Source organism: Xanthomonas sp. NCPPB 2864, assembly GCF_056675615.1.
On record NZ_JBWWVS010000003.1, the window covers coordinates 334,565 to 359,097 of the forward strand.

A 24,533-nucleotide genomic window follows, 5' to 3' on the forward strand; every position below is an offset into this window, starting at 1 on the left:
CCTCAGCCCTTCTGCGTGGCGATCCAGCGCTGGATCTTGTCCTGCAGGATATCCAGCGGCACCGAGCCGTCCTTGAGCACTTCGGTGTGGAAGGCGCGCACATCGAAGCGCGGGCCCAGTTCGCGTTGCGCCTGCTCGCGCAACTGCGCGATCTTCATCTCGCCGACCTTGTAGGACAGCGCCTGGCCGGGGATGGCCATGTAGCGGTCCACCTCGGCCTCGGCATCGGTCCGGGGCATGGCCGAGTTGTTGAGCATGTAGTCGATCGCCTGGGTGCGGGTCCAGCCCTTGCTGTGCAGGCCGGTGTCGGTGACCAGGCGAATCGCACGCCACAACGCATTCTGCAGATAGCCGTAGTAGTTGTACGGGTCCTGATACAGGCCCAGTTCGCGGCCCAGCGATTCGGCATACAGCCCCCAGCCCTCGATATAGGCGGTCTCGCCGCCCAGGCGGCGGAACTTGGGCAGGTCGGTCAGCTGCTGCTGCAGCCCGAGCTGGAAATGGTGGCCGGGGATGGCCTCGTGCAGATACAGGCTCTCGGTCTCCCAGGTCCGGCGGGTGTCCAGGTCGGAGGTGTTGACGTAGAACACGCCCGGTGTGCTGCCGTCGCCGCTGGGACGCATGTACGAGCCGCTGGCGGCCGACTGCGCACGCTGCGGTTCCACCACGCGCACTTCCAGCGCCGGCATGCCCTGCACATTGAACAGGCGCGGCACCGCGGCCTGTACGCGTCCCTGCAGGCCGCGGTAATAGCCCAGCAGTTCGGTCTCGCTGCGGAACGCAAAGCGCCTGTCGGTCTGCATGAACTTGTAGAACTTGGGCAGGTTGCCGCGGAACCTGACCTGCTTGGCCAGCGTGGCGATCTCTGCCTGCAGGCGCGCGACCTCGTCCAGCCCGATCTGATGGATCTGCTCCGGGGTCAGCTCGGAGGTGGTGCTCTGGCGCACATCGTAGGCGTACCAGGCCGCGCCATTGGGCAGCGCGGCCAGGCCGTCGGTGTCGCGGCAGGCCGGCAGGTACTCGGTGGCGATGAAGCCGCGCAGTGCCCGGTACGCCGGCATGATCCGCACTTCGATCAGCCGCTTGTACTCGGCGGTGATGCGCTGCTTGTCGGCCTCGGGCATGTCTGCCGGCAGGTTGCGCACCGGACCCCAGAACAGGCTGTCTTCGGCATTGCGCGCGATGATCGCGTCCAGCTGCGGCAGCACCTTCTGCATCAATACCTTCGGCTGCACCACGCCGGCCTGCATGCCGGCCCGCATGTTGGTGATGGCCTGGTCGAACAGCTCCGGGATGCCCACCGCGCGCCGCGACCAGTTGTCATAGTCCTTGACCGTCTTGAACGGCTGCGCGCCGGTGCCCGAGCCCAGCACCACCGCGATGCTGGCGATGTTGTAGAACTGATTGATCGGCAGCATCCAGCTGGGGAACTGCTCGGCCGCCAGTGCGCTGCGCGCATCGCGCACGAAGATCTGGTAGCTCAGCAGGTCCTGCCCGCTCAGCCCGTCTGGCCCCAGCGCCTCGGCCTTGCCCAGCCACAGCACGGTGAAGTCGTGCGACTGCTGCCGGAACGCCGGCGACAGGAAGTTGGGCAACTGGTCGTTGTAGCGGGTCTCGCCCTGGAAGGTGGCCTGCAGCGGGTTGAGCTTGAGCGAGGCATCCCAGTACTGGTCGTAGAGCAAATTGAGCTGCTGCGCCTTGGTCAGCACCACCGGTGCGGCCACGGCACGCGGCCTGGGCTTGGCGGCTTTGCCACCCCTGGCGGCCTTGGTGGTCTTGGCCGCCGGCTTGACGGTCTTCTTGCCCTTGCTCGCCTTGGCGCGGGTTTGCGTGGTCTGTGCCTTGCCGGTTTTCTTCTTGGCCGCGTCGGCGGGCGCTGCCACTGACAGGCTTAGCACGGCGGCCAGGGCCAGGGACAGCAGGCGGGAAAAGCTGAGGGGCATTACCGGCTCCGGGAACAAGCGAGCGGGGAGCTTGCCCGATCCGCACCGTTCCGGCCACCCATGCGGCACACGGGGGGCGCCTGGAATTCATGAAGCCCGCTGCGCACGCCTGCAGCACGCAGGCATGTTGCAGTGCGATAGGCTTGTGCACATGCCAAGGGATGAATCGACATGCGGGACGCAGCTGCCCGTGCAGGGCGGGCAGGGCTTCTGGCGCGATCCGGCATTGCCCTTCGTCGAACTGCGCCAGGTGATCAACAGCCGCAGCCTGTGTTATGCCGCGCATACGCATGAGCAATGGTCGGTGGGCGCGATCGATCGCGGGCTGGCGCGCTATCGCAATGGACGCATGCAAGCGCAGGTGGGTGCGCGGTCGCTGACCCTGATCAACCCTGGCGATGTGCATGCCTGCAATCCGGATCAGCAGCAGGACTGGTCGTTCCGCATGCTGTATCTGGACGTGGCGTGGCTGCGCGAACAACAACGCGCACTCGGCCTGGCCGCCAATGCGGATGTGCACATGCTGGCAGCGCCGCTGTGCCAGACCCCGGCTGCCTATGCCGCGTTCGAGCGCATGCATGCCGTGTTGACCGATGGCAACGCCGATGCGCTGGCACGCGAGAGTGCGTTGATCGCGTTCGTGGCGCGGCTGCATCTGCATGTGGAGCCGATCAGTCGTGCGCTTGCGGTCGATACCGGGCCGATGCAGCGGGTGGCCGAGTATCTGCAGACCCATCATGCACGTGCGGTCTCGCTGCGCGAGCTGTGCACGCTGGCGGGGATGCCGGCGCCGCGCTTGATTCGCGGCTTCCGTCAGGCGCACGGGCTGACCCCGCATGCGTATCTGCTGGATTGCCGTTTCCAGCGTGCGCGCGAGGCCTTGCGGCGCGGCGGTGACATTGCCGAGGTCGCCTACGCGCATGGCTACGCCGACCAGGCGCATCTGCAGCGCAGCTTCAAACGTGCCTGGGCGGTGACGCCGGGGCGTTACCGCAATGCCGTGCCCCATTCCAGCAACAGATAGACCGCGCTCAGCACCAGCAGCGCCGCCAGCACCCGGTTCAACCGCCGCAGCTGCCTTGGTACCTGCACATGCCGCCGCAGCACGGCGCCGGCCAGCAACCAGCACCCCAGCGAGGGATAGCAGATCAGCGCATACAACGCCGCAAAACCCGCCAGCTGCGTGGTGCCTGCGGTCGCATACAGGGCAACGCCGGAGGTCGCCGCCAACCAGGCCTTGGGGTTGAGCCATTGCATCGCCGCACCGGTCCAGAACGAGGCCGCCGGGCGCGTCCCGGTGGTCTGGATGACGCCATCGTCGCGCAGCAGGCGCCAGGCCATGTAGAGCAGAAACGCCACCCCGGCCAGATGCAATGCACGGCCGAGCAGCGGCCAGCGCAGCAGCACCTGCTGCAGTCCCATGCCCACCAGTAACAGCAGCGCGACGAAGCCGACGGTGGCGCCGATCACATGGCCGTGCCCGGCACGCGCGCCGGCGCTGGCGCCGGTGCTCAGCGCGACCAGGTTGACCGGCCCGGGCGAAATCGAGCACACCAGCGCGAAGCTGGCCATTGCGACAAGATGGTCCATGGCGCGGAATCCATAGCGGGGCGCAACAGCATGGCCAGCGAGCGCGGCGACGGATTGAACAAAATTTCGATGGGCGGTCGCTGCGGGCGTTGCATGATCGGTAAACGCAGCCAGCGGTCGTCAGGCAGCGACACGCATGACCGACGAGGCCGGGTGCAAGCCGCAGGCGCCAGCCGTCGCCTGGCAGTGCTGCGGTCGGCAGGTCTTGCGTTGTCAGCCGGCGGCGGCTTCTTCGCGCAGTTGCTCGGCGCGCTCGGCGCCCAGGTATGCGCCGATGGCGCGGCGCGCCAGATACAGCAGCGGGATCAGTGCGATCGCAAAGCCCATCTTGTACACGTAGTTGAGCGTGCTCACCGCCAGGAACTGGTCGGTGGACCAATGCTGCGGGCCGAGCACGAAGGCGATGTAGATCACCACGAAGCTGTCCACCAACTGCGATACCGCCGTGGAGCCGGTGGCGCGCAGCCACACGTGCTTTTCGCCGGTGGCGCGGCGGATGCGATGGAACACCGACACATCGATCAACTGGCCGAACAGGAAGGCCACCAGCGAGCCGCCGATCGTCCACAGCCCCTGGCCGAAGACCGCTGCAAAGGCGGCCTGGTAGTCGGGCACGCCCTGGCTCTGCGCCGCCGTGACCCACCAAGCTGCCGGCGCCAGTGCGATGGCGGCGAACGCGAACACGAAGCCGTAGCCGATCAGCGCCACCGCCACCCACGAGATGAAACGCACCCCGCGGCTGCCGAAGAACTCGTTGATGGTGTCGGTCATGATGAACACCACCGGCCACAGCAAGGTGCCGGCGGTGAAGCTGAGCGAGCCGGTCTGGCCGAACAGGTTCCAGTTCAACGGCGCGATGCCGAGGGTGTCTTCCAGCGCGAAGATCTTGACCCCAATGAACTCGGCCAATGCCGCGTTGACGCAGAAGAACGCCGCCAGCGCAATGAACAGGCGAACCGCACGATCGTCGAGGGTGCGCACCTGTGTCATGGCGTTAGCGATCCGCGGTACGGGTAAAGGGAACGGATTCGGGCGCCACTGCGCCGCCGGAGATGATGAAGCTCATCGCCTGGTCCACGCTCCAGTCGGTGGGCGTGAGCAGCTCCACCGGCACGATCTCCAGATAGCCGGAGGTCGGGTTGGGCGTGGTCGGCACGTACACCGCTGCCAGCTCGCGGCCGGTGCCCTGTTCCTTGATCACCCGCGTAACCAGACCGACCGATTTCATGTCCCGGTGCGGGAAGTCGATTAGCACCACGCGCTGGGTGCTGCCGGGCTGGGTCTGCAGGATGTCGAGCAATTTGCGCGCGCTGTCGTACACCACGCTGGCCAGCGGGATGCGCCGCATGATCGCCTCGAACCAGCGCAGCAGGCGCTGGCCGATCACCCGCCGGCTCAGGATGCCGACAAACAGGATCGCGCCCACGGTGGCGATCAGCGCGATGGTGTTCTGCACCCACAGTGCCTTGATCCAGCCCAGATAGTCGGGGAACGAGGCAGCGATGCGTTCGGACAACGGCACCACCCACGGGCTGCTGATGCCCGACAACAGCGAGAACACAAACTTCACCACCACCCAGGTCAGCCAGACCGGCAGCAAAGTGAGCAAACCGGTCAGAAAGACGCGTTGCAGGGAAGGGCGGGTGGGCGGAGTGGGGGATTCGGACATACGCGCATTGTAGGCATTCGGCCGCGTCCGGTGCAGGCGCGCGGCGCGCCTTGTTCGCCGGGGAGACGGCAAGTGCGCATCGGCGCCATGCCACTCGCGGCTCTGTCCGGGCCGCTCTAAGATGACACAGCTCATCCACGGACGGTTGCCCCCGCATGCTCGCCAAATTCCTCAAGTCGGCCCTGCTGGGGCTATGCATCCTGGTCGCCCTGCTGGTGGCCCTGTACGCGATCTCCGCGCGCTGGCCGATTCCTGACGCGCAGCGCCAGGCGTTGGCGCAGATCGATCAACCACCAGCCGCACCGCCGGCAGGCTCGAATCTATTTGCTGCACTCTGGTTGCTGCCGTATGCCGTGCCGGCTACCGAACAGGACGTCGTGATGGCACGCGATCTGCAGCGGTTTGCGAACGCCAGGACTGCGGCCAGTTTTGTCAGCGACGCAGCGCGCTATCCGCGCACGCCGCCGTGGCCAGTCGCCGCACCACCCAAGTGCAACTGGTCCACTCCAGACTGCCTGGACAAGGTGCGCGCTCAGCCCCAGGCCTATGCCGATGCGCTGATGTCACAGGCACCGCTGTTGCAGCGCGCCGCCACGCTGGCATCGCGTGACTATTACCGCAATCTGTTTCCGACCCGTGCCGACACACCGCTGCCGGAGTTGCAGGGGTTGAGTGTGCCGATGACCCAGCACGCGCTGGACTTCGTCCAGGGCCACCAGCAGGCTGCGTTGTCTGGCGTGTGTGCGGACGCACAGGTGGCGCGCGTGCTGTTGCGCGGTCAGGACACACTGATCGCGACGATGATCGGGGCAGCCATGTTGCGCGGTAACGCCGAGCTGTTCACCGACATGCTGAGCGAACTGCCGTCCGCCCAGCCGTTACCTGCGCATTGCCAAGCGGCATTTGCGCCGTTGACGATGGATGAGACCAGCCTGTGTGGAGGTCTACGCGGCGAAGCACGCTTGGTCAGCGCCAATTACCGCGCGGTCGTCGAAGCCGGCGGCGAGCAGCGGCGCTGGTACGACAGGCTGGTACCGCCGCTGCTGGACGTTGAACGAACCCGTGCACTGACCGCGCCGTATTACACCTGGGCCTGCCACACCGACGTGCGCACGCAGCTGGAGCAGGACCGCAAGGTGGCGACCAGTGCCATACCCGCCGCGCCAACAGTGACCTTCGCCTGTATCGCTAACGCAATCGGCTGCCTGTTCGCCGACGTGGAGCATATGGATAGCGCGCAGTATCAATGGCAGTTGCAGGATCTGGCCGCGACAACGCGGCTGACCTCGGCAGTGCTGTGGCTACGTGCGCATCCTGCCGAGCAACAGACGCTGGCGCAGCGCCTGGATCAACTGCCCGCCACGCTGATCCGACCAGGGCGCGACATCACCGCTGTAAAAGATGGAAAGACGCTAGAACTGCCGCGTTACGCGCGCAGCGATCACGCCAACCTGCAGATGCCATTGGCGGCAAGCAAGGTGGCACAGGCAGCAGCGATGCAGGGCAAGCCGTGACACTTGCGGCTGCAGAAGGCGACACCAGGGCAGGCAAGCACGCGTCGCTGATTGCATAACGGGCAACGCCACCCAGGAACGGATCCCGGGTGGCGTTGTCAGGCACTACATCAGCGTGATGCCCCTACTTAGAACCGGAAGTTCAACCAGCCCATCACGAAGGTCGAATCGCCGTAACCGGCCTTTTCGAGCGCGGGCCCGGCCATCAGGTGTTCGGCGCGGAAGGTCACCGACCAGTTCGGGTCGATGTTCCAGGTGGCGTTGATGCGCGGCATGGTGCCGATGCGGCGCTCGCCGGTGTTCTGCGTGCGGGCGTAGGCGCGCGCCTGGTTGTTGTAGATCGCATCGCTGGTGGTTTGCCGCCACAGGGTTTCCCATTCCAGGTTCACGGTGATCTTGGATGTGGGTGAGAAGGTGAACGTAGGCGCGGCAGTGACCAGGTTGACCGGGCCGAAGAACGTCGCCCAGCTGAAGTAGATCGTATTGCCATAGAGGAAGTTGTTGTTGCGCAGCGTGCCGGTGCCGGAGGAGCCACCGCCGCCGGAAGCGATTTCGCTATGGAAGCCCAGCCGCGGTTTCCAGCCTGATTCGCTCAGCGTCCAGGCATTGGAGGTGCTGGCCATGTAGGCACGCAGATCGCGCCCGCCGTAGCTGCCGCGCTGCACGGTCACGAACGAGTCGGTGCGCAGCTTGCCCACATTGCCCCACAGGCGCAGGCCGTAATAGTTGCGGTTTTCTTCGGCGGTCTGCCGGCCCCAGATCTGATTGTCGTTGCGGAACTGGTAGAAGAACGGCTCCAGGTACATCGGCTTGGCGGTCGGCATGCGATAGCCGCCGACCACGCCGCGGAAATGCCGCGAGCGGTCGATGCGATCATCGCCCAGGCCTTCGGTGCCATCGAGGTTGAAGTTGAAATCGAACAGGTCCACGCGGGTCTTTTCGCCGATCGCCCAGGCGCGCACACCGTTGAAGGTCACGAAGATATCGGTGTTGTCGCGCAATGCCATCAGCGTGGTGGGACCATCGACAAACACCTGACGACCGACTCGCAGGCCGAGGTCGGCATCTTTGACGCGTCCTTTCACATCGAAGAACACCTGCTGCAGGATCGCGTTGTTTTCCTGCGTGCCGGTCTTGGTACCTTCGTTGCGTCCATCCAGGCTGCCGTGCGCCAGTTCCGTATACAGACGGAAATGCTCGCCGACATGGAAGTCGGCACCGAAGAACGCGCGCAACAGATACTGCTGCTGCGAATGGCTGCCGGGAATCAAACCGGGATTGGTGATGGTGTTGCTGCGCACGCGCAATTCATTGCTGAGCGAGACATACACATCGCCCGATTCATTGAACGGGATGTATTTGAGCGGATCGAACGGACTCTTGCGCTTGGACGGATCCTTCAGATACGACCAGTCTTCGGCCCAACGCACCTGCCACATGTTGCCGCCCTGCTTGGCGCCCCAACCCTGCGCTTCCAGCGGATAACCCTTCGCGGCAGCGGGCGCTGCCGGAGCGGCGGGCGCAGCCTTTGCAGGCTCCGGCTGGGTCTGCTCGGCGTTGACCGGCGCGGTCTGCGCCTGCGCAAACCCCAGTCCCGGCAGTGACAACCCGATCGCCAAGCACAGGCGCCGGGTGGCACCAAAGGAAGTTTCAGCCATGGCCGGCTGTGCCAAGCGTGCTAGTCGCATCGTGTCGCCCTATCGAAAAAAGTGAGTCGTCTGAGCGAGTGGTATCGGCTCAGTGGGCACTGACTGTAGTGGAGCGCTGCCGCAAAGGGAGTAACCCAATGGTTCTAAGCACATGAGCGGGGATTGGGGAGTCGTGATTGGGGATTTGCAAAAGCAGGCGTGCAAGTGATGCGTCAGTTCTTCTTCAGTCCGCTTGAGTCAACGCAAGGAAATTCTCGGCCGGAATGCTCTGCGAATCCCCAATCCCCAATCCCCAATCCCCAATCCCCAATCCCCAATCCCCGCCTCATGACTACCGGCACATCCACTATACCCAACTTCGCAATAGCATTGCCTTCGACCTAGCGGAGATGGCCGATGAGCGAACCCGATGCCTACCTGCGGAAATTTCAGAAAGAGCTGAGTGCCGGCACGGTGTCGCTGGCCTTGCTGGCGGTGCTGGCGCAGGCCGAGGAGCCGCTGTACGGCTATCTGATCGCCAAGCGCATGGAGCGGCTGGACGGCGTGCTGAGCGGCAAGCAGAGCGCGTTGTATCCGGTGCTGCGCAATCTGGAGGGGGCAGGGTTGCTGCAAAGCCATGTCGAGCCGTCGGCGTCCGGCCCACCGCGGCGCTATTACCGCATCACCCAAACCGGGCGTGATTGCCTGCGCGACTGGACCGCCGCCTGGCGCGCCACCCGCGATTCCGTTGACTCAGTGCTGGAGGGGACCCACTCATGACGACCATTGCGCAGGCACGCCCGTTGCCGACCACCATTCCCGATTACCTGGCACAGCTGCGCCAGGCCCTGGCCGGCGCGGATCCGGCGATGATCCAGGACGCGCTCTACGACGCCGAAGAGTACTTACGCGCCGAACTGGCCGAGCAGGCCGGCAAGAGCGAAGCGGAAGTAATCGCCGGCGTGGCAGGCAGCTATGGGGCGCCGGATGAAGTGGCCGAGATCTATCGCGAAACCGAAGTGACGGTGACACGTGCACTGCGCGCGCCGCTGCCGCGCAGACGCAGCACATGGTTCGGCAGGTTCTTCGGCGTGGCTGCCGATCCACGCAGCTACGGCGCGCTGTTCTACATGTTGTTGTCGTTGGTCACCGGCGTGTTCTATTTCACCTGGGTGATCACCGGCGCGAGTCTGTCGGCCGGCTTGATGATCCTGATCATCGGCGTGCCGTTGCTGGTGCTGTTCTTCGGATCGGTGCGGGTGCTGTCGCTGGTGGAAGGCCGCGTGGTGGAAACGCTGCTGGGCGTGCGCATGCCGCGTCGTCCCGCCCATCCGGGGCCGCAAGGTGGCTGGCTGCAACGCATCGGCGCGATGTTCACCGATGCGCGTACCTGGAGCACGATGCTGTACTTCCTGCTGATGCTGCCGCTGGGCATCGTCTACTTCAGCGTGTTCACCACCTTGTTGTCGTTGGCGCTGGGCCTGGCCGCTTCACCGCTGGTGCTGCTGTTCGACAACACGGCGGTGCTGACCTGGGATGGTGTGGATGTCACCAGCGCTTGGCTGACGCTGCCGTTGTTCGTCGTGGGCGTGCTGCTGCTGTTCGTCACGCTGCATCTGGCACGCGCCTTCGGCAAGCTGCACGGCATGTTCGCCAAGCACTTGCTGGTGAAGAGCGGTGAAGGCTGAGTGCAGCGTGTGATTGCGGGTTGTATGGCACGCGGCTGCGATCGCTGCAGTGTTACGTGGTCTGTAGTGAAAGGTCTGAAAGACGCAACGACTTGAAGTCCCGTAGTTGTGTAGGTGGTTGGACAGTGCGGATGGAGCAATTGCAGGGCGGCCGCTCTGTGGCTTGGCAGCAGGGCCCTTGCCCGCCCACCCTCGCAGGACACGCCGCAAGTACGTCCTTGTAGGCTCTTACGCGGCATTCATGCCGCGTAAGGTCCCGCGACGGTGAGCGGGCAAGGACCAGTGGAGATGGTCGGTGCGCAGGGTTTTAAACAAACAATCGACCAACTCTCTGGTGCGGTGTCCTCGCCGGTTGCGGGACCCTCAGCGGCATGGATGCCGCTGAGGAGCCTCCAGGGACGGATTCACGGCGTGTCCCGCGAGCGGCGAGGGCACCGCACGCTCGACGACCCGAGGTGTTTGACTGCACTTAACTGACGCTGCTGCGCGAAGGCCTGGTGTTAGCTGCGTAGCGTTTGATCTGCAGCTTGGCTGCAGGGCCCTTGCTCGCCCACCCTCGCAGGACACGCCGCAAGTACGTCCGTGTAGGCTCTTACGCGGCATCCATGCCGCATAAGGTCCCGCGACGGTGAGCAGGCAAGGACCATCGAAGATGGTCGGTGTGTGTGGTGGCAAGCAGTTTTAATAAAGCGACCGGCAAACTGTCTTGTGCGGGCGCCACGCACGTTGCCACGCAGTGCGCTGTCTTTACGCGAACCAAAAATCCGCGCATAAAAAAACGCCCCTTGATCGGTCTCGATCAAGGGGCGTTTTTGTCGGCCGATCAGGCGCGCTTGCCGCGCTTGCGGATCGGGGTGACGGTGGCGGGGTCGCGGCTGCCGACCGGGTCGGCATCGTAGCGAGCGATGAATTCGCGCACCTGCGGATACACCACTTCGCGCCAGCGACGGCCGCTGAAGATGCCGTAGTGACCGGCACCTTCCACCACCAGATGACGACGATGCGCCGCGTCAATCCCGGTGCACAGATCGTGCACCGCTTCGGTCTGACCAAGGCCGGCGATATCGTCCAGTTCGCCCTCGATGCTGAGCAGTGCGGTATTGCGGATCGCCGACGGCTTGACCAGCTGGCCATCCACTTTCCACTTGCCCTGCGGCAGCAGGAAGTCCTGGAACACCACGCGGATGGTGTCCAGGTAATACTCGGCCGGCATGTCGAGCACGGCGTTGTATTCGTCGTAGAACTGCCGGTGCGCCTGCGCGTCCTGCAGGTCACCCTTGACCAGATCGGTGTAGAAATCCCAATGCGACATCACATGCCGGTTGGGGTTCATCGACAGGAAGCCGGCATGCTGCAGGAAGCCCGGATACACCTGCCGGCCGTGGCCCGGATACGGGAACGGCACGGTGTGGATCAGGTTGTTCTGGAACCACTCGATGCCATTTTCGGTGGCCAGGTTGTTGACCTGGGTCGGGCTGCGGCGCGCATCGATCGGCCCGCCCATCATCACCAGCGAGCGCGGCGTGGATTCGTCGTTGGTGGCCATCAGCGACACCGCCGCGAGCACCGGCACGGTGGGCTGACACACGCTCACCACATGCAGGCGCTCGGCGCCGATGTGACGGATGAACTCCTGGATGTAGCTGATGTAGTCCTCGAGCCGGAAGGCGCCGGCTTCCAGCGGCACCATGCGCGCATCGACCCAGTCGGTGACATAGACCTTGTGGTTGCGCAGCAGGGTGCGCACGGTGTCGCGCAACAGGGTGGCGTGGTGGCCGGACAAGGGCGCCACCACCAGCACGGCCGGCTGCTGCTTCATCGTGCCGATCAGCTCGACATGGTCGCTGAAACGCTTGAAGCGCAGCAGACGGCAGAACGGCTTGCTCAGCACCTCGCGTTCGATGATCGGCAACGAATGGCCGTCGACCTCGACATCGTCGAGCGCCCAGGCCGGCTTTTCGTATTCCTTGCCCAAGCGATGGAACAGCTCATTGCTGGCCGCCATGCGTTCGGCGCCCGGGAGCGAGGCCCACAGACTGTCGGGGTCGGAGAACATCTTGGCGTTCGCCTGGGCCTGGTGCACCCAAGGGGCTAGCAGATTGCGGGTCAGCTCGTGCAGTTGATAAAGCATTCCACCCATCCGTGCGGCTCTTTGCTGCCGCGCAGCATACCCCCTTTGGCGCATTTGCACCTTAATGGGGCTGCGGACGGTAGAGGCTGTCATACGACTTATGGCAGGCGTCAGCGCGTTGATTGGCCGCGATTTGGTTTGCCGCGGTTGGTGATTCTTCGGATGGCTGCGCGAGCCGAAAGCGCGCGTTCGTCGCAGAACCCTATGGCTGCTGGACGCGTCCTCTTTCCTGCAGGGCAGGGATGGGTGAGGTGCGCGGCAAAGCCCAGTGCACTCAACCCTTATCAGCGCTCGATCTCCACCAGGCTTCGCACGTACCCTCATCCGCCCCTGCGGGGCACCCTCTCCCGGCGGGAGAAGGGAATGAAGCCGCTCAGCCTGCGCAGAGGGATGCGTGAACTAAAGCCCCTCAGGGGGTGGGGTGAGGGGACGCGGCGAAGCCACTCGCCATGCGTGCCTCAACCGGCCAACGTCCTGCTCAGCCGCGCTCCAGCGCAGACGCGTCATCGGCCAACTGCGGCGACAACCAGCAGTGCGAGCCGAGTGCAGCAAACCCCACGCTGGCGAAGCGCCGCCGATACCAGCGCGCTGGCCGCGCCTGAAACCCATCGTGGTCGCCTTCGAAGGCATCCTCTTCGGCGAAGGTTTCCAGAAACGCCACGCCCGCGCACATCTCGGCCAACCCAGGCAGGCCCTGGTTGAACTCGCGCGTAGGTACGTAATGCAGCACGTCCGAGCAGATCAGCAGATCCACTGGCGCGCACGGGCGCAGCCAGGCGAAATCGCCGAAGCGGGCAGGGTGGATCTGCCGGCTGCGTCCGTAACGCTGCACCGCGTAGGCGCTGCTGTCGAAGCCCAGGTAGCTCAGCTTGGGGCGTAACGCCAGCAATGGCGCGCGCCAGGCCGCCTCGCCGCAGCCGATATCCAGCACGCTGCGGATCGGGCGCTCCAGGTAGTACTCGGCTTGGCTCACCGCCAGTGCGACCTTGCGTCGCAGACGCGCAGGGTCGGCCAGCCCGGCATCCCGGTACCAGCGGCGGAAATAGTGGGCGTCGTACTGCTTGTCGTCGGGTTCGGACATGGACGTCAGGTGCTTTCGCGTCAGCGGATAGGTGAAAATGCGGGCCATCCTACGCCAGCCAGCGAAGCCAGCACATGACCCTGTACCTGTGGATCAAGACCTTCCATCTGTTGTTCGTCACTGCGTGGATGGCGGCGGTGTTCTACCTGCCACGCATCCTGGTCAATATCGCCGAAGCCGGTGCCGAGCCTGCGGTACGTACGCGCCTGGTGCTGATGGGGCGCCGTCTCTACAAATTCGGCCACAGCATGCTGGGGCTGGCGCTGCTGCTGGGCGCCGTGCTGTGGCAGGGCTATCGGGTGATTCCGGATTTCCCGACGATGGTGGCCGGTGGCTGGCTGCACGCAAAACTGTTTGCGGTGGCCTTGATCCTGGCGCATTACATCGTGGCCGGGCGCTGGCTGAAGGGCGTGGATCAGGGCCGCAGCCTGCCCAGCGGCCGCGCATTGCGGCTGTTCAATGAAGTGCCGGTGGTGTTGCTGGTCGGGGTGATCTGGCTGGTGCTGGCCAAGCCGTTCTGACACAACGCCCGGGCGGTGCATGCGCTCGCCGGATGCATTGGTCGTCGCTGGCGTGTTCGCGCAGCACGGCGGTGATGTGGCGCGGATGGTCGAGGGATTCCGCCAGGGCGCGATTGCGAAACGGCTGCGTCGACGATGCAGCAGGTGATCGATCCGGGCCTTCAGGCTTGCCGCCATCCCAGGCTTTCTGGGCATCGCGGCACTCTATCGTTGCGTACCAGTCTTCTGGGAACACGGTGCTCTCACCATCCGTGTTTCGCCGCTTGAGTATCGCGTCAGGCGCGATCACGCCTGGGCGCCGAGCTCGCTCAGCCCCTTGCGCGCCAGGTCGATCCAGGCGCGCTGCTCGCGCTGGTAATGCTTGGGGGAGGCGGCTGCGTGGCGCAGCACCTGCTCGAAGACGGCCCTGGCGTCTTGCGGGCGCGCTGCACGCAACAACAGCTGCGCATAACGCACGCGTGCCTCTTCGCCCGGATAGCCTTGCGCAAGCGTCTCGTATTCGTGCAGTGCCTCGTCGATGCTGCCGCTGTCTTCGACTGCGCGCGCGTACAGCAGGTGCCCGTCGTGCGAACGGAAATTCGGATTGGCCGCGATCAACGCGTCCAGCGTCTTGCGTGTGTCTGCGGCCTGGCCCAGCCCGTACTGGGCCTTGGCCAGGCCCAGCATCAGGTCCGGATCGTCCTGGTAGATGCCGCGCAGCGCGCCCTGATACAGCTCGGCGGCACGCGCGTAGTCGCCCTGTTCCAGCAGCGTCTGCGCGAGGCGACGGCGATTCTCGGGGGTGTCGGCCACATCCAGCTGGCGCGATGCGTCGCGTTGTTCGCGTTGCGGATCGATGCGCTGACGCACCTTGCGCAGGCCACGGCGCGCCGTCGGGTCGTTGCGCAGGTCCGGGATCACCGCCACGCACACGTAGACCAGGACTGCCAGCAACGAAAACGCCAGCAGGATGAAGATCCAGTACAGCGGGCGGCCGCTGCGCACCACGTGCACGCAGCAGGCAGCCTGCAATACCAGCGACAGCAGAAGTAGCGGGCTCATATCCGAACAGGTCCTTCCATGGTGGGCAATCGTCTTGTTGGCTGGCGAGGGTGCGCGCAGCACCATCGCCCCGGCTTGCCGCCGATCAGTTGCCTTCGTAGGCGCCGTAGCTGCGCAGGCGCTCGTAACGACGCTGCAGCAGGCCCTCGACCGGCAGCTTTTCCAGCGCTTCCAGCTCGTTGAGCAGCACCGCCTTGAGGCGCTTGCCCATCTGCTCGGGATTACGATGCGCGCCGCCGGTGGGTTCGCGGATCACCTTGTCGACCAGGCCCAGGCCTTTCAGGCGCTTGGCGGTCAAGCCGAGCTGCTCGGCCGCGTCCTTGGCCTTGGCCGCGTCCTTCCACAGGATCGAGGCGCAGCCTTCGGGCGAAATCACCGAATAGGTGCCGTATTCCAGCATCAAGGTGCGGTCGCCCACGCCGATCGCCAGCGCGCCGCCGGAGCCGCCTTCGCCGATCACGGTGCAGATCACCGGGATCTTCAGTTCGGCCATCTCCAGCAGGTTACGCGCGATCGCTTCGGACTGGCCGCGCTCTTCGGCGCCGATGCCCGGGTAGGCGCCCGGGGTGTCGATGAAGGTCAGCAGCGGCAGGCGGAAACGCTCGGCCAGCTTCATCAGGCGCAGCGCCTTGCGGTAGCCCTCCGGGCGCGGCATGCCGAAATTGCGGGCAACCTTGCTCTTGGTGTCGCGGCCCTTCTGGTGGCCGATGATCACCACCGCGCGGCCATCGATGCGGCCCAGACCACCGACGATCGCCTTGTCGTCGGCATAGGCGCGGTCGCCGGCCAGTTCCTGGAATTCGTCGCAGATGGTGTTGATGTAGTCCAGCGTGTACGGGCGCTGCGGATGGCGCGCCAGCTGCGAGACCTGCCAGGCCGACAGGTCGCGGAAGATCTGTGCGGTACGCACTCGCAGCTTGTCGCGCAGCGCACGCACCTCGGTGTCCACGTTGACTGCAGGACCGGTGCTGGCCTTGCGCAGTTCCTGGATCTTTGCTTCCAGATCGGCGATGGGTTGCTCGAAGTCGAGGTAGTTAGGATTCATGCAGTGGTGTCGTCGACGTAAGGCGGGGAGTGTAGCTGAAGCGCTGCCTTCGACCCGTACGGGGCCGTTCGGATGCACGGCAGGGATTCGGGAGTGGGGATTCGGGATTGGCAACAGCGGCGCTGCTGCGTCCGGGCTGCTGTTGCCAACCCCGAATCCCGAATGTCCAATCCCCGCCCCTCAAGCCCACGGAGGGCTGTACTTGATCTTCAAGGTCCGCACTGCGGGGTCGGCGCGCAGGCTGTCCATCAGCTGCTGGTCGATCCGCACCGAGTGGCTGCCGTTGAGGTCGAGCATGCCGGCCACGCCGCCGGTCGGGGCGCGCAGCAGCAGGTCCAGGCGCAGGGGGGTCTTGCCGGGGCGGTGCTTGGCCAGCAGCGCGTCGATGCGCTTCCAGGCCTGTTTCTCGCGCAGGTCCAGGCGCAGCGACAGGCGTTGTGCGTGGTCGGCGCAGATCTGCTCGTAGTCCCAGCATTGGCGGATGCGCAGGCTGTAGCCGCCGTTGAATTCGTCCTCGCGCAGGCCGCCCTTGACGATCAGGATGCGGTCGCGGGTGAGCAGATGCCCGAACTCGGCCATCGCATCGGAGAACGCGCTGCATTCGACCCGGCCACGGCCGTCTTCGAGCTGCACGAACACCTGGCTGTCGCCCTTGCGCCGCACGCCGATCACCTGGCCGGCCAGGATTGCGCTGACTTCCGGGCGCCAGGCGCGTTTTTCGCCATCGCCGCCACCGCCGCCGCGTTGTTGCGAGGCGAGGATCTTCTCCAGCGCGCCCAGGTCGCAGCCGACCAGTTCGCGCACTTCGTCGCGGTGCGGGTCGAACGGGTGACCGCTGAGATAGAAGCCCAGCGTTTCGCGCTCGCCGGTGAGCAACTGGCCCAGCGGCCATTCCTTGCTTTCGGGCAGGTCCAGACGCAGCGCCGGCGCGCTCGGGTCCGGCCCGCCGAACAGCGAGTTCTGGCCCGAGGCGCGTTCGCGCGCCAACTGCTCGGTGGCCTTGACCACTTCCGGCAGCTGCAGCATCAGCGAGGCGCGGTTCTTGCCCAGCCCGTCCATCGCGCCAGCGTTGATCATCGCTTCCAGCGTGCGCCGGTTGAGCTTGGCGGTGCCCACGCGCGTGCAGAAATCCAGCAAGGTGGTGTAGGGGCCGCCGCGCTGGCGTTCTTCGACGATCGCCTCGCAGGCGCCCTGGCCGACGCCCTTGATCGCGCCTAGGCCGTACTGGATGGTGTCCGGGCTGGCGGCCTCGAACATGTAGGCCGACTCGTTGACGCGCGGCGGCTTGACGGTCAGGCCGAGGTTGCGCACCTCATCGAGAAAGCCCACCACCTTGTCGGTGTTGTCCATGTCCGAGGACAGCGTCGCGGCCATGAATTCGGCCGGGTAATGCCGTTTCAGCCAGGCGGTCTGGTAGCTGACCAGCGCGTAGGCGGCGGCGTGCGACTTGTTGAAGCCGTAGCCGGCGAACTTCTCCATCAGGTCGAAGATTTCGTCGGCCTTGGCCGCGCTCACTCCGCCCTTGGCCGCGCCTTCGCGGAAGATCTCGCGGTGCTTGGCCATTTCGGCCGGCACCTTCTTGCCCATCGCGCGGCGCAGCAGGTCTGCGCCGCCCAGCGAATAATCGCCGACGATCTGCGCCATCTGCATCACCTGCTCCTGGTACACCATGATGCCGTAGGTGTCCTTGAGGATGACTTCGGTGCGCGGATCCGGGTAGACGATCTCCTGCTGGCCGTGCTTGCGCGCGTTGAAGTCCGGGATCAGGTCCATCGGGCCGGGGCGGTACAGCGACACCAGCGCGATCAGGTCTTCGAAACGGTCCGGGCGCGCGTCCTTGAGCAGGCGGCGCATGCCCGAGGATTCGAACTGGAACACCGCGCCGGTATTGCCCGAGGCGAATACGCCCTTGTAGGTGGGGGCATCGTCGAGCGGAATGGCGCTGATGTCGACCGGGTCGATGCCGGCGCGTGCGTGGCGCACGTTGATCGCCTTGACCGCCCAATCGATGATGGTCAGCGTGCGCAGGCCGAGGAAGTCGAACTTGACCAGGCCGACCGCTTCGACGTCGTCCTTGTCGAACTGGGTGACCTGGTTCTTGCCGCGTCCGTCCTGGTCGTGTTCGGCGAACAGCGGGCAGAACTCGGAGAGCGGCTCGGGCGCGATCACCACGCCGCCGGCGTGCTTGCCGGCGTTGCGGGTGAGGTCCTCGAGCTGACGGGCCAGATCCATCAGATCGCGCACGTCGTCCTCGACCTGATAGCGCTGGATCAGGTCCGGCGAGGCCATCTCCGAGTCCTTGCCTTCGCCCATCGCATCCTTGAGCGTGATGCCCAGGATGTTGGGGATCAGCTTGGCGACGCTGTCGACCAGACCGTAGCTGAAGCCGAGCACGCGCCCGGCGTCGCGCACCACCGCCTTGGCCGCCATGGTGCCGTAGGTGATGATCTGGCTGACCCGGTCGCGGCCGTACTTGCGCGCCACGTAGTCGATCACCTCGTCGCGGCGATCCATGCAGAAGTCGATGTCGAAGTCGGGCATCGACACGCGTTCCGGGTTGAGGAAGCGCTCGAACAGCAGGTTGTACGGGAGCGGATCCAGATCGGTGATCTGCAGCGCCCAGGCCACCAGCGAGCCGGCACCGGAACCGCGGCCCGGGCCGATCGGAATGCCCTGGTTCTTGCCCCACTGGATGAAGTCGGCCACGATCAGGAAATAGCCGGGAAAGCCCATCTTGATGATGGTGTCCAGCTCGAATTCCAGCCGGTCGACATAGTCCTGGCGGGTCTTGCCGGGCGCGATCGGGTTCTTTTCCAGGCGTGCGGCCAGGCCCGCGCGCGACTGGCTGCGGATCCAGCTGTCCAGCGTCTCGTCTTCCGGCACCGGGTAGGCGGGCAGGAAGTAGGTGCCCAGGCGCATCTCGATGTTGCAGCGCTGCGCCAGCGCCAGTGTGTTGTCGATTGCATCGGGCACGTCGGCGAACAGCGCGGCCATTTCGTCGCCGGACTTCAGGTACTGCTGGTCGCTGTACTCGCGCGGACGTTTGGGATCGTCGAGCACGCGGCCGGAGGAAATGCACACCCGCGCCTCGTGGGCATTGAAGTCGCTGGCGTACAGGAAGCGCACATCGTTGCTGGCCACCACCGGCAGGCCGCGCACACCGGCCGCATGCAGCGCGAACTGGTTGAAGCGTTCCTCGCCCTCGCGCCCGGTGCGGGTCAGTTCCAGGTGCAGGCCATCGCCGAACACGCGCTGCCAGTCGGCCAGTTGCTGCTCGGCCAGGTCGGCGCGGCCCTCGCCGAACAGGCGCCCGGCTAGGCTGTCGCGCCCGGCCAGGGCGAACAGGTTGGCGTGGCCGCTCTGCAGCCACTCCGGGTGGATCGCCACGCCGCCTTCGGGGCGGTGGCCTTCCATCCAGGCGCGGGTCAGCAGGCGCGACAGGCTCAGGTAGCCTTCGCGGTCCCGGCACAGCAGGGTCATGCGCCAGGGCGTCATGTCCGGGGTGGCGATCATCACGTCGGCGCCGGCGATCGGCTTGATGCCCACGCCTTCGGCGGCCTTGTAGAACTTGACCAGCGCGAACAGGTTGTTGAGGTCGGTGACCGCCAGCGCGGGCATGTCGAGTTCGACCGCGCGGCTCAGCAGGTTGGCCTGCTTGGCCTTTTTCGGGTCAGCCTGATCCGGTTTCTCGGGCACACGGATGGTGGAATCCGCCAGCGAGAATTCGGTGTGGACGTGCAGATGGACGAAGCGGGAAGTGGACATGCGAGACCGGAATAATGCGTGGTCAGGGTAGCGAGCGTGGTCGGGTCGAACAAGGCTTGACAGCGCCGGCGCAGGGCCGCGGCCAGCTGCCACGGGGGCTGGGCGGTGCGGCCGATTCAGGCTTTGGCTAGCTGCGCGCAGCGCGACGGTGGCGATTGCGCGGATCGGCAGGCGTGCGGGGCTGCGTGTGCGGGACGCGACGCTCCAGGCCATGGCCGCAGCGGCGGCATGCACGCCAAGCGAAGGAGGACGCCATTACCGTTCCAGGTTCGCCCGGAGGGCGGTGGATCAGTCGGCCAGCAGCCGGTCATCGGCCGGGGCCGCGCAGGGCACGTCCCACGGCGACTGCGTCGCCTCGATGCCCAACGCACGCCGCACCGGGGCGAAGCTGCGGCGGTGCTGCGGGCAGGGTCCGTGGCTGCGCAGCGCGGCCAGATGCACCGGCGTGGCGTAGCCCTTGTGCTGGTCGAAGCGGTATTCCGGATGCTGGGCGTGCAGGGCGTGCATCAGACGGTCGCGGGTGACCTTGGCCACGATCGAGGCCGCCATGATGGCGCGATCGAGCGCATCGCCGCCGATCAAGGCCTCGGCCGGGCAGGGCAGGCCCTTGGGCACCCGGTTGCCGTCGATGCGCGCAAACCCGGCCACGTGCGCCACGCCCTCCACCGCACGCCGCATGCCCAGCATGGTCGCCTGGTAGATGTTGATGCGGTCGATCTCCTCGCTGTCGATCAGCACCACCGACCACGCCAGCGCCCGCTCGACGATGCGCGCATACAACTGCTCGCGCCGCTGCGCGCTCAGCTGCTTGGAATCGTCCAGCCCGTTAATGCGCGGCTTGCTCGGGTCGAACACCACCGCCGCCACCGCCACCGGCCCGGCAAGCGGGCCGCGGCCCGCTTCGTCGACACCGGCAATCAAACGCCGGGATTCGGCATTCGGGATTTGGGATTGGCCGAACAAGGGCGACTGGCGCGCCTCGGCTTGAGCGCCCGCAGCGATGATCTTCACGCTTTTGCTCCTGCCGAATCCCCACTCCCCACTCCCGAATCCCGGCCCTCCAGCAGCCCAGCCACCGCATCGGCCGCGCGTGCCGATGCGTCGCGGCGCAGTTCGGCGTGCAGGGCGAGATAGCGCGGTTGCAGGGCGGCGACTTTTTCCGGGTGCTTGAACCAGTCCAGCAGGGCCACGCACAGCCGTTCCGGGGTGCAGTCGTCCTGCATCAGCTCGGGGGCGAGATCGTCGTTGGCCAGGATGTTGGGCAGCGCGTAGCGGTTGACTTTGAGCAGGCCCAGCGTCTTGACGATGCGGTAGGTGAGCGGGGCGACCTTGTAGCCGACCACCATCGGGCGCTTGACCAGCATCGCCTCCAGCGTGGCGGTGCCCGACGCCAGCAGCACCACGTCGGCGGCCAGCATCGCGGTGCGCGCCTGGCCATCGAGCAGGTGCGAACGCAGCACCGGCAGCGACGACCGCGACAATTGTTCGGCCAGCAGCTGCTTGCAGCCGGGGTTGGCCGCGGGAACCAGCACGTGCAGGTTGGGCAGGTGCTCGGACACCAGCCAGGCGGCCTGGAAGAAGGTATCGCCGAGTTTGCTGATTTCGCCATGCCGGCTGCCGGGCAACACCGCCAGCACCGTGCTGGACGCGGACAGGCCCAGCTTGGCGCGCGCGGCTGCGCGATCGGCCTGGTAGGCGATGTCGTCGGCCATCGGGTGGCCGACAAAGCGCGCATCGATGCCGTGCCTGGCATAGATCGGCGGTTCCATCGGAAACAGGCACAGCACCAGGTCGGCGCTGGCGCCGATCTTTTCCGCACGCTTCTCGCGCCAGGCCCAGACCGACGGGCTGACGTAATGCACGGTGCGCACGCCGCGCTGCTTGAGCCAGCGCTCGACCGACAGATTGAAATCGGGTGCGTCGATGCCGATGAACACGTCTGGCTTCCACGCCAGCACCCGCTCGCGGAAGGCGCGGCGCAGCTTCAACAGCCGCGGCAGATGCTGCAGCACTTCGGTCAGCCCCATCACCGCCAGTTCGCTGGCATCGAACCAGGTCTGGCAGCCGGCACCACGCATCGCATCGCCACCGATGCCGACGAATTCAGCGCCCGGATAGCGGCGCCGCAGCTGTTCGATCAGGCCCGCACCCAGGATGTCGCCGGAGGCTTCGCCGGCGATCAGCGCGATGCGCGGGGCGCGGAGATTGGGGATTGGGGATTGGGGATTGGCCAGCGCGTCGTGCACGACTTCGCCCGGTGCGGTGTGGACGCTTTGCATCCCCAATCCCGAATCCCGAATCCCGGCCTTCATCGCAACAACGGCCTTTCCGCCGCCTCGATGAACTCGAGTAGTCCGCGCACGTCTTCGCTGCTCTTGGCCTGTTCGGCCAGCTGCAGCTTGGCTTCGGCCAGCGGCAGGCCGGCGACGTATAGCGTGCGGTAGGCGCGCTTGATCGCAGTGATGCGCTCGGCATCGAAGCCGCGCCGCTTGAGCCCTTCGCTGTTGATGCCGCGCGGGCGGCCCAGCGATTCGCTGCCGACCATGGTGAACGGCGGCACGTCGCCGTTGGTCAGCGCGCCCATGCCCAGGAAGGCGTGCGCGCCGATCCGGCAGAACTGATGCGCGCCGGCAAAGCCGCTGATGATCACGTAGTCGCCCACGGTGACATGGCCGGCCAGTGTGGTGTTGTTGGAGAACACGCAGTGGTTGCCGACATGGCAGTCGTGCGCCACGTGGGTGTAGGCCAGCATCCAGTTGTCGTCGCCAACCACGGTGATGCCGCCACCGCCGCCAGTGCCGCGATTGATGGTGACGAACTCGCGGATCACGTTGCCGTCGCCGATCACCAGCTCGGTGCGCTCGCCGGCGTACTTCTTGTCCTGCGGTTCGCCGCCGATCGCGGCGTGGCCGATGAAGCGATTGTTGCGGCCGATCCGGGTCGGGCCGTGGATCGAGCAATGCGGCCCCACCTCGGTGCCCGCATCGATCTGCACATCGGCGCCGATCAGCGAAAACGCACCCACGCGCACATCGCTGGCCAGTTGCGCCGACGGATCGATGACGGCGGTGGGATGAATCAAGGGTGCTTGATCACGCATCGTGTCTCACCTCCAAAACGGTTATTCCTTGGCGCCGGCGCACATGACTTCGGCACTGGCCACGACTTCGCCGTTGACCTTGGCCTCGCCGTAATAGCATCCCATGTTGCGGATCAGGCGCTTCATCTGCACTTCCAGCATCAGCACGTCGCCCGGCACCACCTGCTTGTTGAAGCGGGCGTTGTCGACCTTGACCATGTAGAACAGCTTGGACAGCGCGTCGCGTCCCAGGCCGAGCTGGGTCATCACGCCACCGGCCTGCGCCAGTGCCTCGATGATCAGCACGCCGGGCATCACCGGGCGGGTGGGGAAATGGCCCTGGAAAAATGGCTCGTTGATGCTGACGTTCTTCTGCCCGACGATGCGCTTGGCATCCAGGTCGAGCTCGATGACCCGGTCGATCAGCAGGAACGGATAGCGGTGCGGGATCAGCGTCTGGATCTGGTTGACGTCGATCGGCAGCTCGTAAGTGGGGTGACTCATTCTTTCTCCTTGCCCACAGCCAGGATGCGCCTTGCCAGCACATCGAGTTGTTTGAAGCGCGCGGCATTCTTGCGCCACGTGCGATTGTCGGTGAGAGGGGTGCCGGACGAATACTCGCCCGGCTCATGGATGGAATTGCGCACCACCGACTTGCCGGTGATCACCACCTTGTCGCAGATCTCCAGATGCCCGACCACGCCGACATGCCCGCCGAGCAGGCAGTAACGACCGATCTTGGCGCTGCCGGCGATCCCGGTACAGCCGGCGATGGCGCTATGCGCGCCGATGTGGCAGTTGTGCGCGATCTGCACCAGGTTATCCACGCGCACATCTTCTTCCAGCACGGTGTCTTCCAGTGCACCGCGGTCGATGCAGGTGTTGGCGCCGATCTCGCAGTCGTCGCCGATCACCACGCCGCCCAGTTGCGGGACCTTGATCCAGTGCCCGGCATCCATCGCCAGGCCGAAGCCGTCGGCACCGATCACCGCACCGGGATGGATACGCACGCGCTTGCCCAGGCGCACCCGGGTGACCAGGGTGACGCGGGCGAGCAGCTCGCTGCCGTCCTCGACCACGCAGTCTTCGCCGATGATGCTGCCGGTGCCGATCACGCAGCCATCGCCCACGCGGCTGCGCGCACCGATGCTGACGAACGGGCCGACGTGGGCGTTCGGCGAAACCTGTGCGCTGGGATCGATCACCGCGGAAGGGTGGATCCCCGGTTCGCGCACCGGCGCCACGTCGAACAAGGCCGCGATCTTGGCAAAGGCGGTATAGGGATCCTTGGCGACCAGCGCGGTGCCGCGTGCATCCGCCGCATCGTCGGCGCGCAGGACCACCACGGCCGCCTGGCTCTGGCCCAGTTGCGGCCGGTAGCGCGGATTGGACAAAAAGCTCAGTTGCCCGGCGCCGGCATGCGCCAGGGTGGCGACGCCACTGACTTCGACGGCGCCATCGCCAACGACGATCAACCCAAATTGTTCGGCAATTGCACTGGCGGTCAAGCGCATCGGGGTGAACCTCTTGTAAATGTGGGAGCGCCGCTTTAACGGGGAAAAAACACCATTAAACAGTTCCCAACAAAGCCTGCGTATCTAGGGTCCTGTCGCAATCAAGCGGCGAATCCAGGAGCAAGCATATGAAAACCGTTCTTTCCATCCTTGGTGGTCTGGTCATGATGGGCGCGGTCGCGAGTGCATCGGCCCAATCCTTCGATATCGAGCAGGGCAAGGCGATCGGTGAGCAGCAGCTGCAGTGTCTCAGCCTGCCTGCCGGCGACATCGCCAGCTGCCTGTCCAACACCGTGTCCACCTGGTTCGACAGCTGGTTCTGAC

The 24,533-nt window shown here is 65.7% G+C and carries 21 protein-coding genes; 6 read left to right on the forward strand and 15 right to left on the reverse strand.

What is annotated here, in order from left to right; translation table 11 throughout:
* Positions 1-2: 2 nt before the first annotated feature.
* Complete coding sequence (locus AC1KVE_RS09790; RefSeq protein ID WP_481092364.1) at positions 3-1,943, reverse strand: DUF885 domain-containing protein; 1,941 nt, start codon at positions 1,941-1,943, stop codon at positions 3-5.
* Positions 1,944-2,133: 190 nt separating this feature from the next.
* Between AC1KVE_RS09790 and AC1KVE_RS09795 the strand changes: the two genes are divergently transcribed.
* Complete coding sequence (locus tag AC1KVE_RS09795) at positions 2,134-2,967, forward strand: AraC family transcriptional regulator (protein ID WP_024940640.1); 834 nt, start codon at positions 2,134-2,136, stop codon at positions 2,965-2,967.
* Here the strand turns inward: AC1KVE_RS09795 and AC1KVE_RS09800 are convergent.
* The 3 genes from AC1KVE_RS09800 to AC1KVE_RS09810 all read right to left on the reverse strand — a co-directional run bounded on the left by AC1KVE_RS09800 (position 2,931) and on the right by AC1KVE_RS09810 (position 5,202).
* Complete coding sequence (locus AC1KVE_RS09800) at positions 2,931-3,533, reverse strand: LysE family translocator (protein ID WP_046342154.1); 603 nt, start codon at positions 3,531-3,533, stop codon at positions 2,931-2,933. The two genes, AC1KVE_RS09795 and AC1KVE_RS09800, sit on opposite strands and share 37 nt — an antisense overlap.
* A gap of 213 nt (positions 3,534-3,746) precedes the next feature.
* Positions 3,747-4,523, reverse strand: coding sequence for a queuosine precursor transporter (locus AC1KVE_RS09805; protein WP_024940642.1), 777 nt, complete (start codon positions 4,521-4,523; stop codon positions 3,747-3,749).
* A 4-nt stretch (positions 4,524-4,527) separates the two neighbouring features.
* Positions 4,528-5,202: a DUF502 domain-containing protein gene (locus AC1KVE_RS09810; RefSeq protein ID WP_024940643.1), complete on the reverse strand. Its 675-nt coding sequence runs from the start codon at positions 5,200-5,202 to the stop codon at positions 4,528-4,530.
* A 155-nt stretch (positions 5,203-5,357) separates the two neighbouring features.
* Between AC1KVE_RS09810 and AC1KVE_RS09815 the strand changes: the two genes are divergently transcribed.
* Positions 5,358-6,716, forward strand: a complete 1,359-nt coding sequence (locus AC1KVE_RS09815) for a hypothetical protein (RefSeq protein ID WP_481092365.1) — start codon at positions 5,358-5,360, stop codon at positions 6,714-6,716.
* 128 nt (positions 6,717-6,844) lie between these two features.
* On the opposite strand, the gene AC1KVE_RS09820 is transcribed toward AC1KVE_RS09815, so the two are convergent.
* The gene (locus AC1KVE_RS09820; protein ID WP_481092366.1) at positions 6,845-8,404 is read right to left on the reverse strand and encodes an alginate export family protein; all 1,560 of its coding nucleotides are present in this window, start codon (positions 8,402-8,404) and stop codon (positions 6,845-6,847) included.
* A 357-nt stretch (positions 8,405-8,761) separates the two neighbouring features.
* On the opposite strand from AC1KVE_RS09820, the gene AC1KVE_RS09825 reads away from it, so the two are divergent.
* Positions 8,762-9,124 carry a PadR family transcriptional regulator gene (locus AC1KVE_RS09825; RefSeq protein ID WP_016904272.1) on the forward strand — a complete coding sequence of 121 codons (363 nt, stop codon included), beginning with the start codon at positions 8,762-8,764 and terminating at the stop codon, positions 9,122-9,124.
* On the forward strand, positions 9,121-10,032 hold the full coding sequence (locus tag AC1KVE_RS09830; protein ID WP_167762839.1) for a sensor domain-containing protein: 912 nt from the start codon (positions 9,121-9,123) through the stop codon (positions 10,030-10,032). The genes AC1KVE_RS09825 and AC1KVE_RS09830 overlap by 4 nt, the downstream gene beginning before the upstream one ends.
* 823 nt (positions 10,033-10,855) lie before the next feature.
* On the opposite strand, the gene AC1KVE_RS09835 is transcribed toward AC1KVE_RS09830, so the two are convergent.
* Together AC1KVE_RS09835 and AC1KVE_RS09840 are read right to left on the reverse strand one after the other, a co-directional pair.
* Positions 10,856-12,163, reverse strand: a complete 1,308-nt coding sequence (locus AC1KVE_RS09835; RefSeq protein ID WP_184631754.1) for a polyhydroxyalkanoate depolymerase — start codon at positions 12,161-12,163, stop codon at positions 10,856-10,858.
* A gap of 478 nt (positions 12,164-12,641) precedes the next feature.
* Entirely contained in the window at positions 12,642-13,244 is a 603-nt protein-coding gene (locus AC1KVE_RS09840) for a methyltransferase (RefSeq protein ID WP_167337499.1), read from the reverse strand.
* Positions 13,245-13,318: 74 nt separating this feature from the next.
* Between AC1KVE_RS09840 and AC1KVE_RS09845 the strand changes: the two genes are divergently transcribed.
* Positions 13,319-13,765: a CopD family protein gene (locus tag AC1KVE_RS09845; protein ID WP_016902407.1), complete on the forward strand. Its 447-nt coding sequence runs from the start codon at positions 13,319-13,321 to the stop codon at positions 13,763-13,765.
* 285 nt (positions 13,766-14,050) lie between these two features.
* Here the strand turns inward: AC1KVE_RS09845 and AC1KVE_RS09850 are convergent, their stop codons facing one another.
* The 8 genes from AC1KVE_RS09850 to lpxD form a co-directional block, all read right to left on the reverse strand.
* Positions 14,051-14,806: a tetratricopeptide repeat protein gene (locus AC1KVE_RS09850; protein WP_046342159.1), complete on the reverse strand. Its 756-nt coding sequence runs from the start codon at positions 14,804-14,806 to the stop codon at positions 14,051-14,053.
* Between the two features lie 85 nt (positions 14,807-14,891).
* Positions 14,892-15,851, reverse strand: a complete 960-nt coding sequence (locus AC1KVE_RS09855) for an acetyl-CoA carboxylase carboxyltransferase subunit alpha (protein ID WP_016902405.1) — start codon at positions 15,849-15,851, stop codon at positions 14,892-14,894.
* Between the two features lie 180 nt (positions 15,852-16,031).
* A complete protein-coding gene (dnaE, locus tag AC1KVE_RS09860) occupies positions 16,032-19,616 on the reverse strand; it encodes a DNA polymerase III subunit alpha (protein WP_102256154.1) in 3,585 nt (1,194 codons plus the stop codon).
* A gap of 288 nt (positions 19,617-19,904) precedes the next feature.
* Positions 19,905-20,627: a ribonuclease HII gene (locus AC1KVE_RS09865; protein WP_481092367.1), complete on the reverse strand. Its 723-nt coding sequence runs from the start codon at positions 20,625-20,627 to the stop codon at positions 19,905-19,907.
* Positions 20,624-21,895 (reverse strand): lipid-A-disaccharide synthase, encoded by a 1,272-nt coding sequence (gene lpxB / locus AC1KVE_RS09870; RefSeq protein WP_481092368.1) that lies wholly within the window; start codon positions 21,893-21,895, stop codon positions 20,624-20,626. The genes AC1KVE_RS09865 and lpxB overlap by 4 nt, the downstream gene beginning before the upstream one ends.
* Positions 21,896-21,924: 29 nt before the next feature.
* A complete protein-coding gene (lpxA, locus tag AC1KVE_RS09875; protein ID WP_024940381.1) occupies positions 21,925-22,716 on the reverse strand; it encodes an acyl-ACP--UDP-N-acetylglucosamine O-acyltransferase in 792 nt (263 codons plus the stop codon).
* Between the two features lie 21 nt (positions 22,717-22,737).
* A complete protein-coding gene (gene fabZ / locus AC1KVE_RS09880; RefSeq protein ID WP_016902400.1) occupies positions 22,738-23,199 on the reverse strand; it encodes a 3-hydroxyacyl-ACP dehydratase FabZ in 462 nt (153 codons plus the stop codon).
* On the reverse strand, positions 23,196-24,209 hold the full coding sequence (gene lpxD, locus AC1KVE_RS09885; RefSeq protein ID WP_481092369.1) for a UDP-3-O-(3-hydroxymyristoyl)glucosamine N-acyltransferase: 1,014 nt from the start codon (positions 24,207-24,209) through the stop codon (positions 23,196-23,198). Before lpxD ends, fabZ begins: the two co-directional genes overlap by 4 nt.
* Positions 24,210-24,337: 128 nt before the next feature.
* Here lpxD and AC1KVE_RS09890 point away from each other — a divergent pair, with 128 nt between their 5' ends.
* Positions 24,338-24,532, forward strand: coding sequence for a hypothetical protein (locus AC1KVE_RS09890; RefSeq protein ID WP_046342163.1), 195 nt, complete (start codon positions 24,338-24,340; stop codon positions 24,530-24,532).
* Position 24,533 lies beyond the last annotated feature (1 nt).

What these genes read in the sequence shown, in the direction of transcription:
- AC1KVE_RS09855 (WP_016902405.1), bottom strand. Translation starts at nt 15,851, where the DNA reads ATGAATCCTAACTACCTCGACTTCGAGCAACCCATCGCCGATCTGGAA.
- AC1KVE_RS09840 (WP_167337499.1), bottom strand. Translation starts at nt 13,244, where the DNA reads ATGTCCGAACCCGACGACAAGCAGTACGACGCCCACTATTTCCGCCGC.
- lpxB (WP_481092368.1), bottom strand. Translation starts at nt 21,895, where the DNA reads ATGCAAAGCGTCCACACCGCACCGGGCGAAGTCGTGCACGACGCGCTG.
- dnaE (WP_102256154.1), bottom strand. Translation starts at nt 19,616, where the DNA reads ATGTCCACTTCCCGCTTCGTCCATCTGCACGTCCACACCGAATTCTCG.
- AC1KVE_RS09790 (WP_481092364.1), bottom strand. Translation starts at nt 1,943, where the DNA reads ATGCCCCTCAGCTTTTCCCGCCTGCTGTCCCTGGCCCTGGCCGCCGTG.
- AC1KVE_RS09845 (WP_016902407.1), top strand. Translation starts at nt 13,319, where the DNA reads ATGACCCTGTACCTGTGGATCAAGACCTTCCATCTGTTGTTCGTCACT.
- AC1KVE_RS09835 (WP_184631754.1), bottom strand. Translation starts at nt 12,163, where the DNA reads ATGCTTTATCAACTGCACGAGCTGACCCGCAATCTGCTAGCCCCTTGG.
- lpxD (WP_481092369.1), bottom strand. Translation starts at nt 24,209, where the DNA reads ATGCGCTTGACCGCCAGTGCAATTGCCGAACAATTTGGGTTGATCGTC.
- AC1KVE_RS09805 (WP_024940642.1), bottom strand. Translation starts at nt 4,523, where the DNA reads ATGACACAGGTGCGCACCCTCGACGATCGTGCGGTTCGCCTGTTCATT.
- lpxA (WP_024940381.1), bottom strand. Translation starts at nt 22,716, where the DNA reads ATGCGTGATCAAGCACCCTTGATTCATCCCACCGCCGTCATCGATCCG.
- fabZ (WP_016902400.1), bottom strand. Translation starts at nt 23,199, where the DNA reads ATGAGTCACCCCACTTACGAGCTGCCGATCGACGTCAACCAGATCCAG.
- AC1KVE_RS09890 (WP_046342163.1), top strand. Translation starts at nt 24,338, where the DNA reads ATGAAAACCGTTCTTTCCATCCTTGGTGGTCTGGTCATGATGGGCGCG.
- AC1KVE_RS09825 (WP_016904272.1), top strand. Translation starts at nt 8,762, where the DNA reads ATGAGCGAACCCGATGCCTACCTGCGGAAATTTCAGAAAGAGCTGAGT.
- AC1KVE_RS09810 (WP_024940643.1), bottom strand. Translation starts at nt 5,202, where the DNA reads ATGTCCGAATCCCCCACTCCGCCCACCCGCCCTTCCCTGCAACGCGTC.
- AC1KVE_RS09830 (WP_167762839.1), top strand. Translation starts at nt 9,121, where the DNA reads ATGACGACCATTGCGCAGGCACGCCCGTTGCCGACCACCATTCCCGAT.
- AC1KVE_RS09820 (WP_481092366.1), bottom strand. Translation starts at nt 8,404, where the DNA reads ATGCGACTAGCACGCTTGGCACAGCCGGCCATGGCTGAAACTTCCTTT.
- AC1KVE_RS09815 (WP_481092365.1), top strand. Translation starts at nt 5,358, where the DNA reads ATGCTCGCCAAATTCCTCAAGTCGGCCCTGCTGGGGCTATGCATCCTG.
- AC1KVE_RS09850 (WP_046342159.1), bottom strand. Translation starts at nt 14,806, where the DNA reads ATGAGCCCGCTACTTCTGCTGTCGCTGGTATTGCAGGCTGCCTGCTGC.
- AC1KVE_RS09800 (WP_046342154.1), bottom strand. Translation starts at nt 3,533, where the DNA reads ATGGACCATCTTGTCGCAATGGCCAGCTTCGCGCTGGTGTGCTCGATT.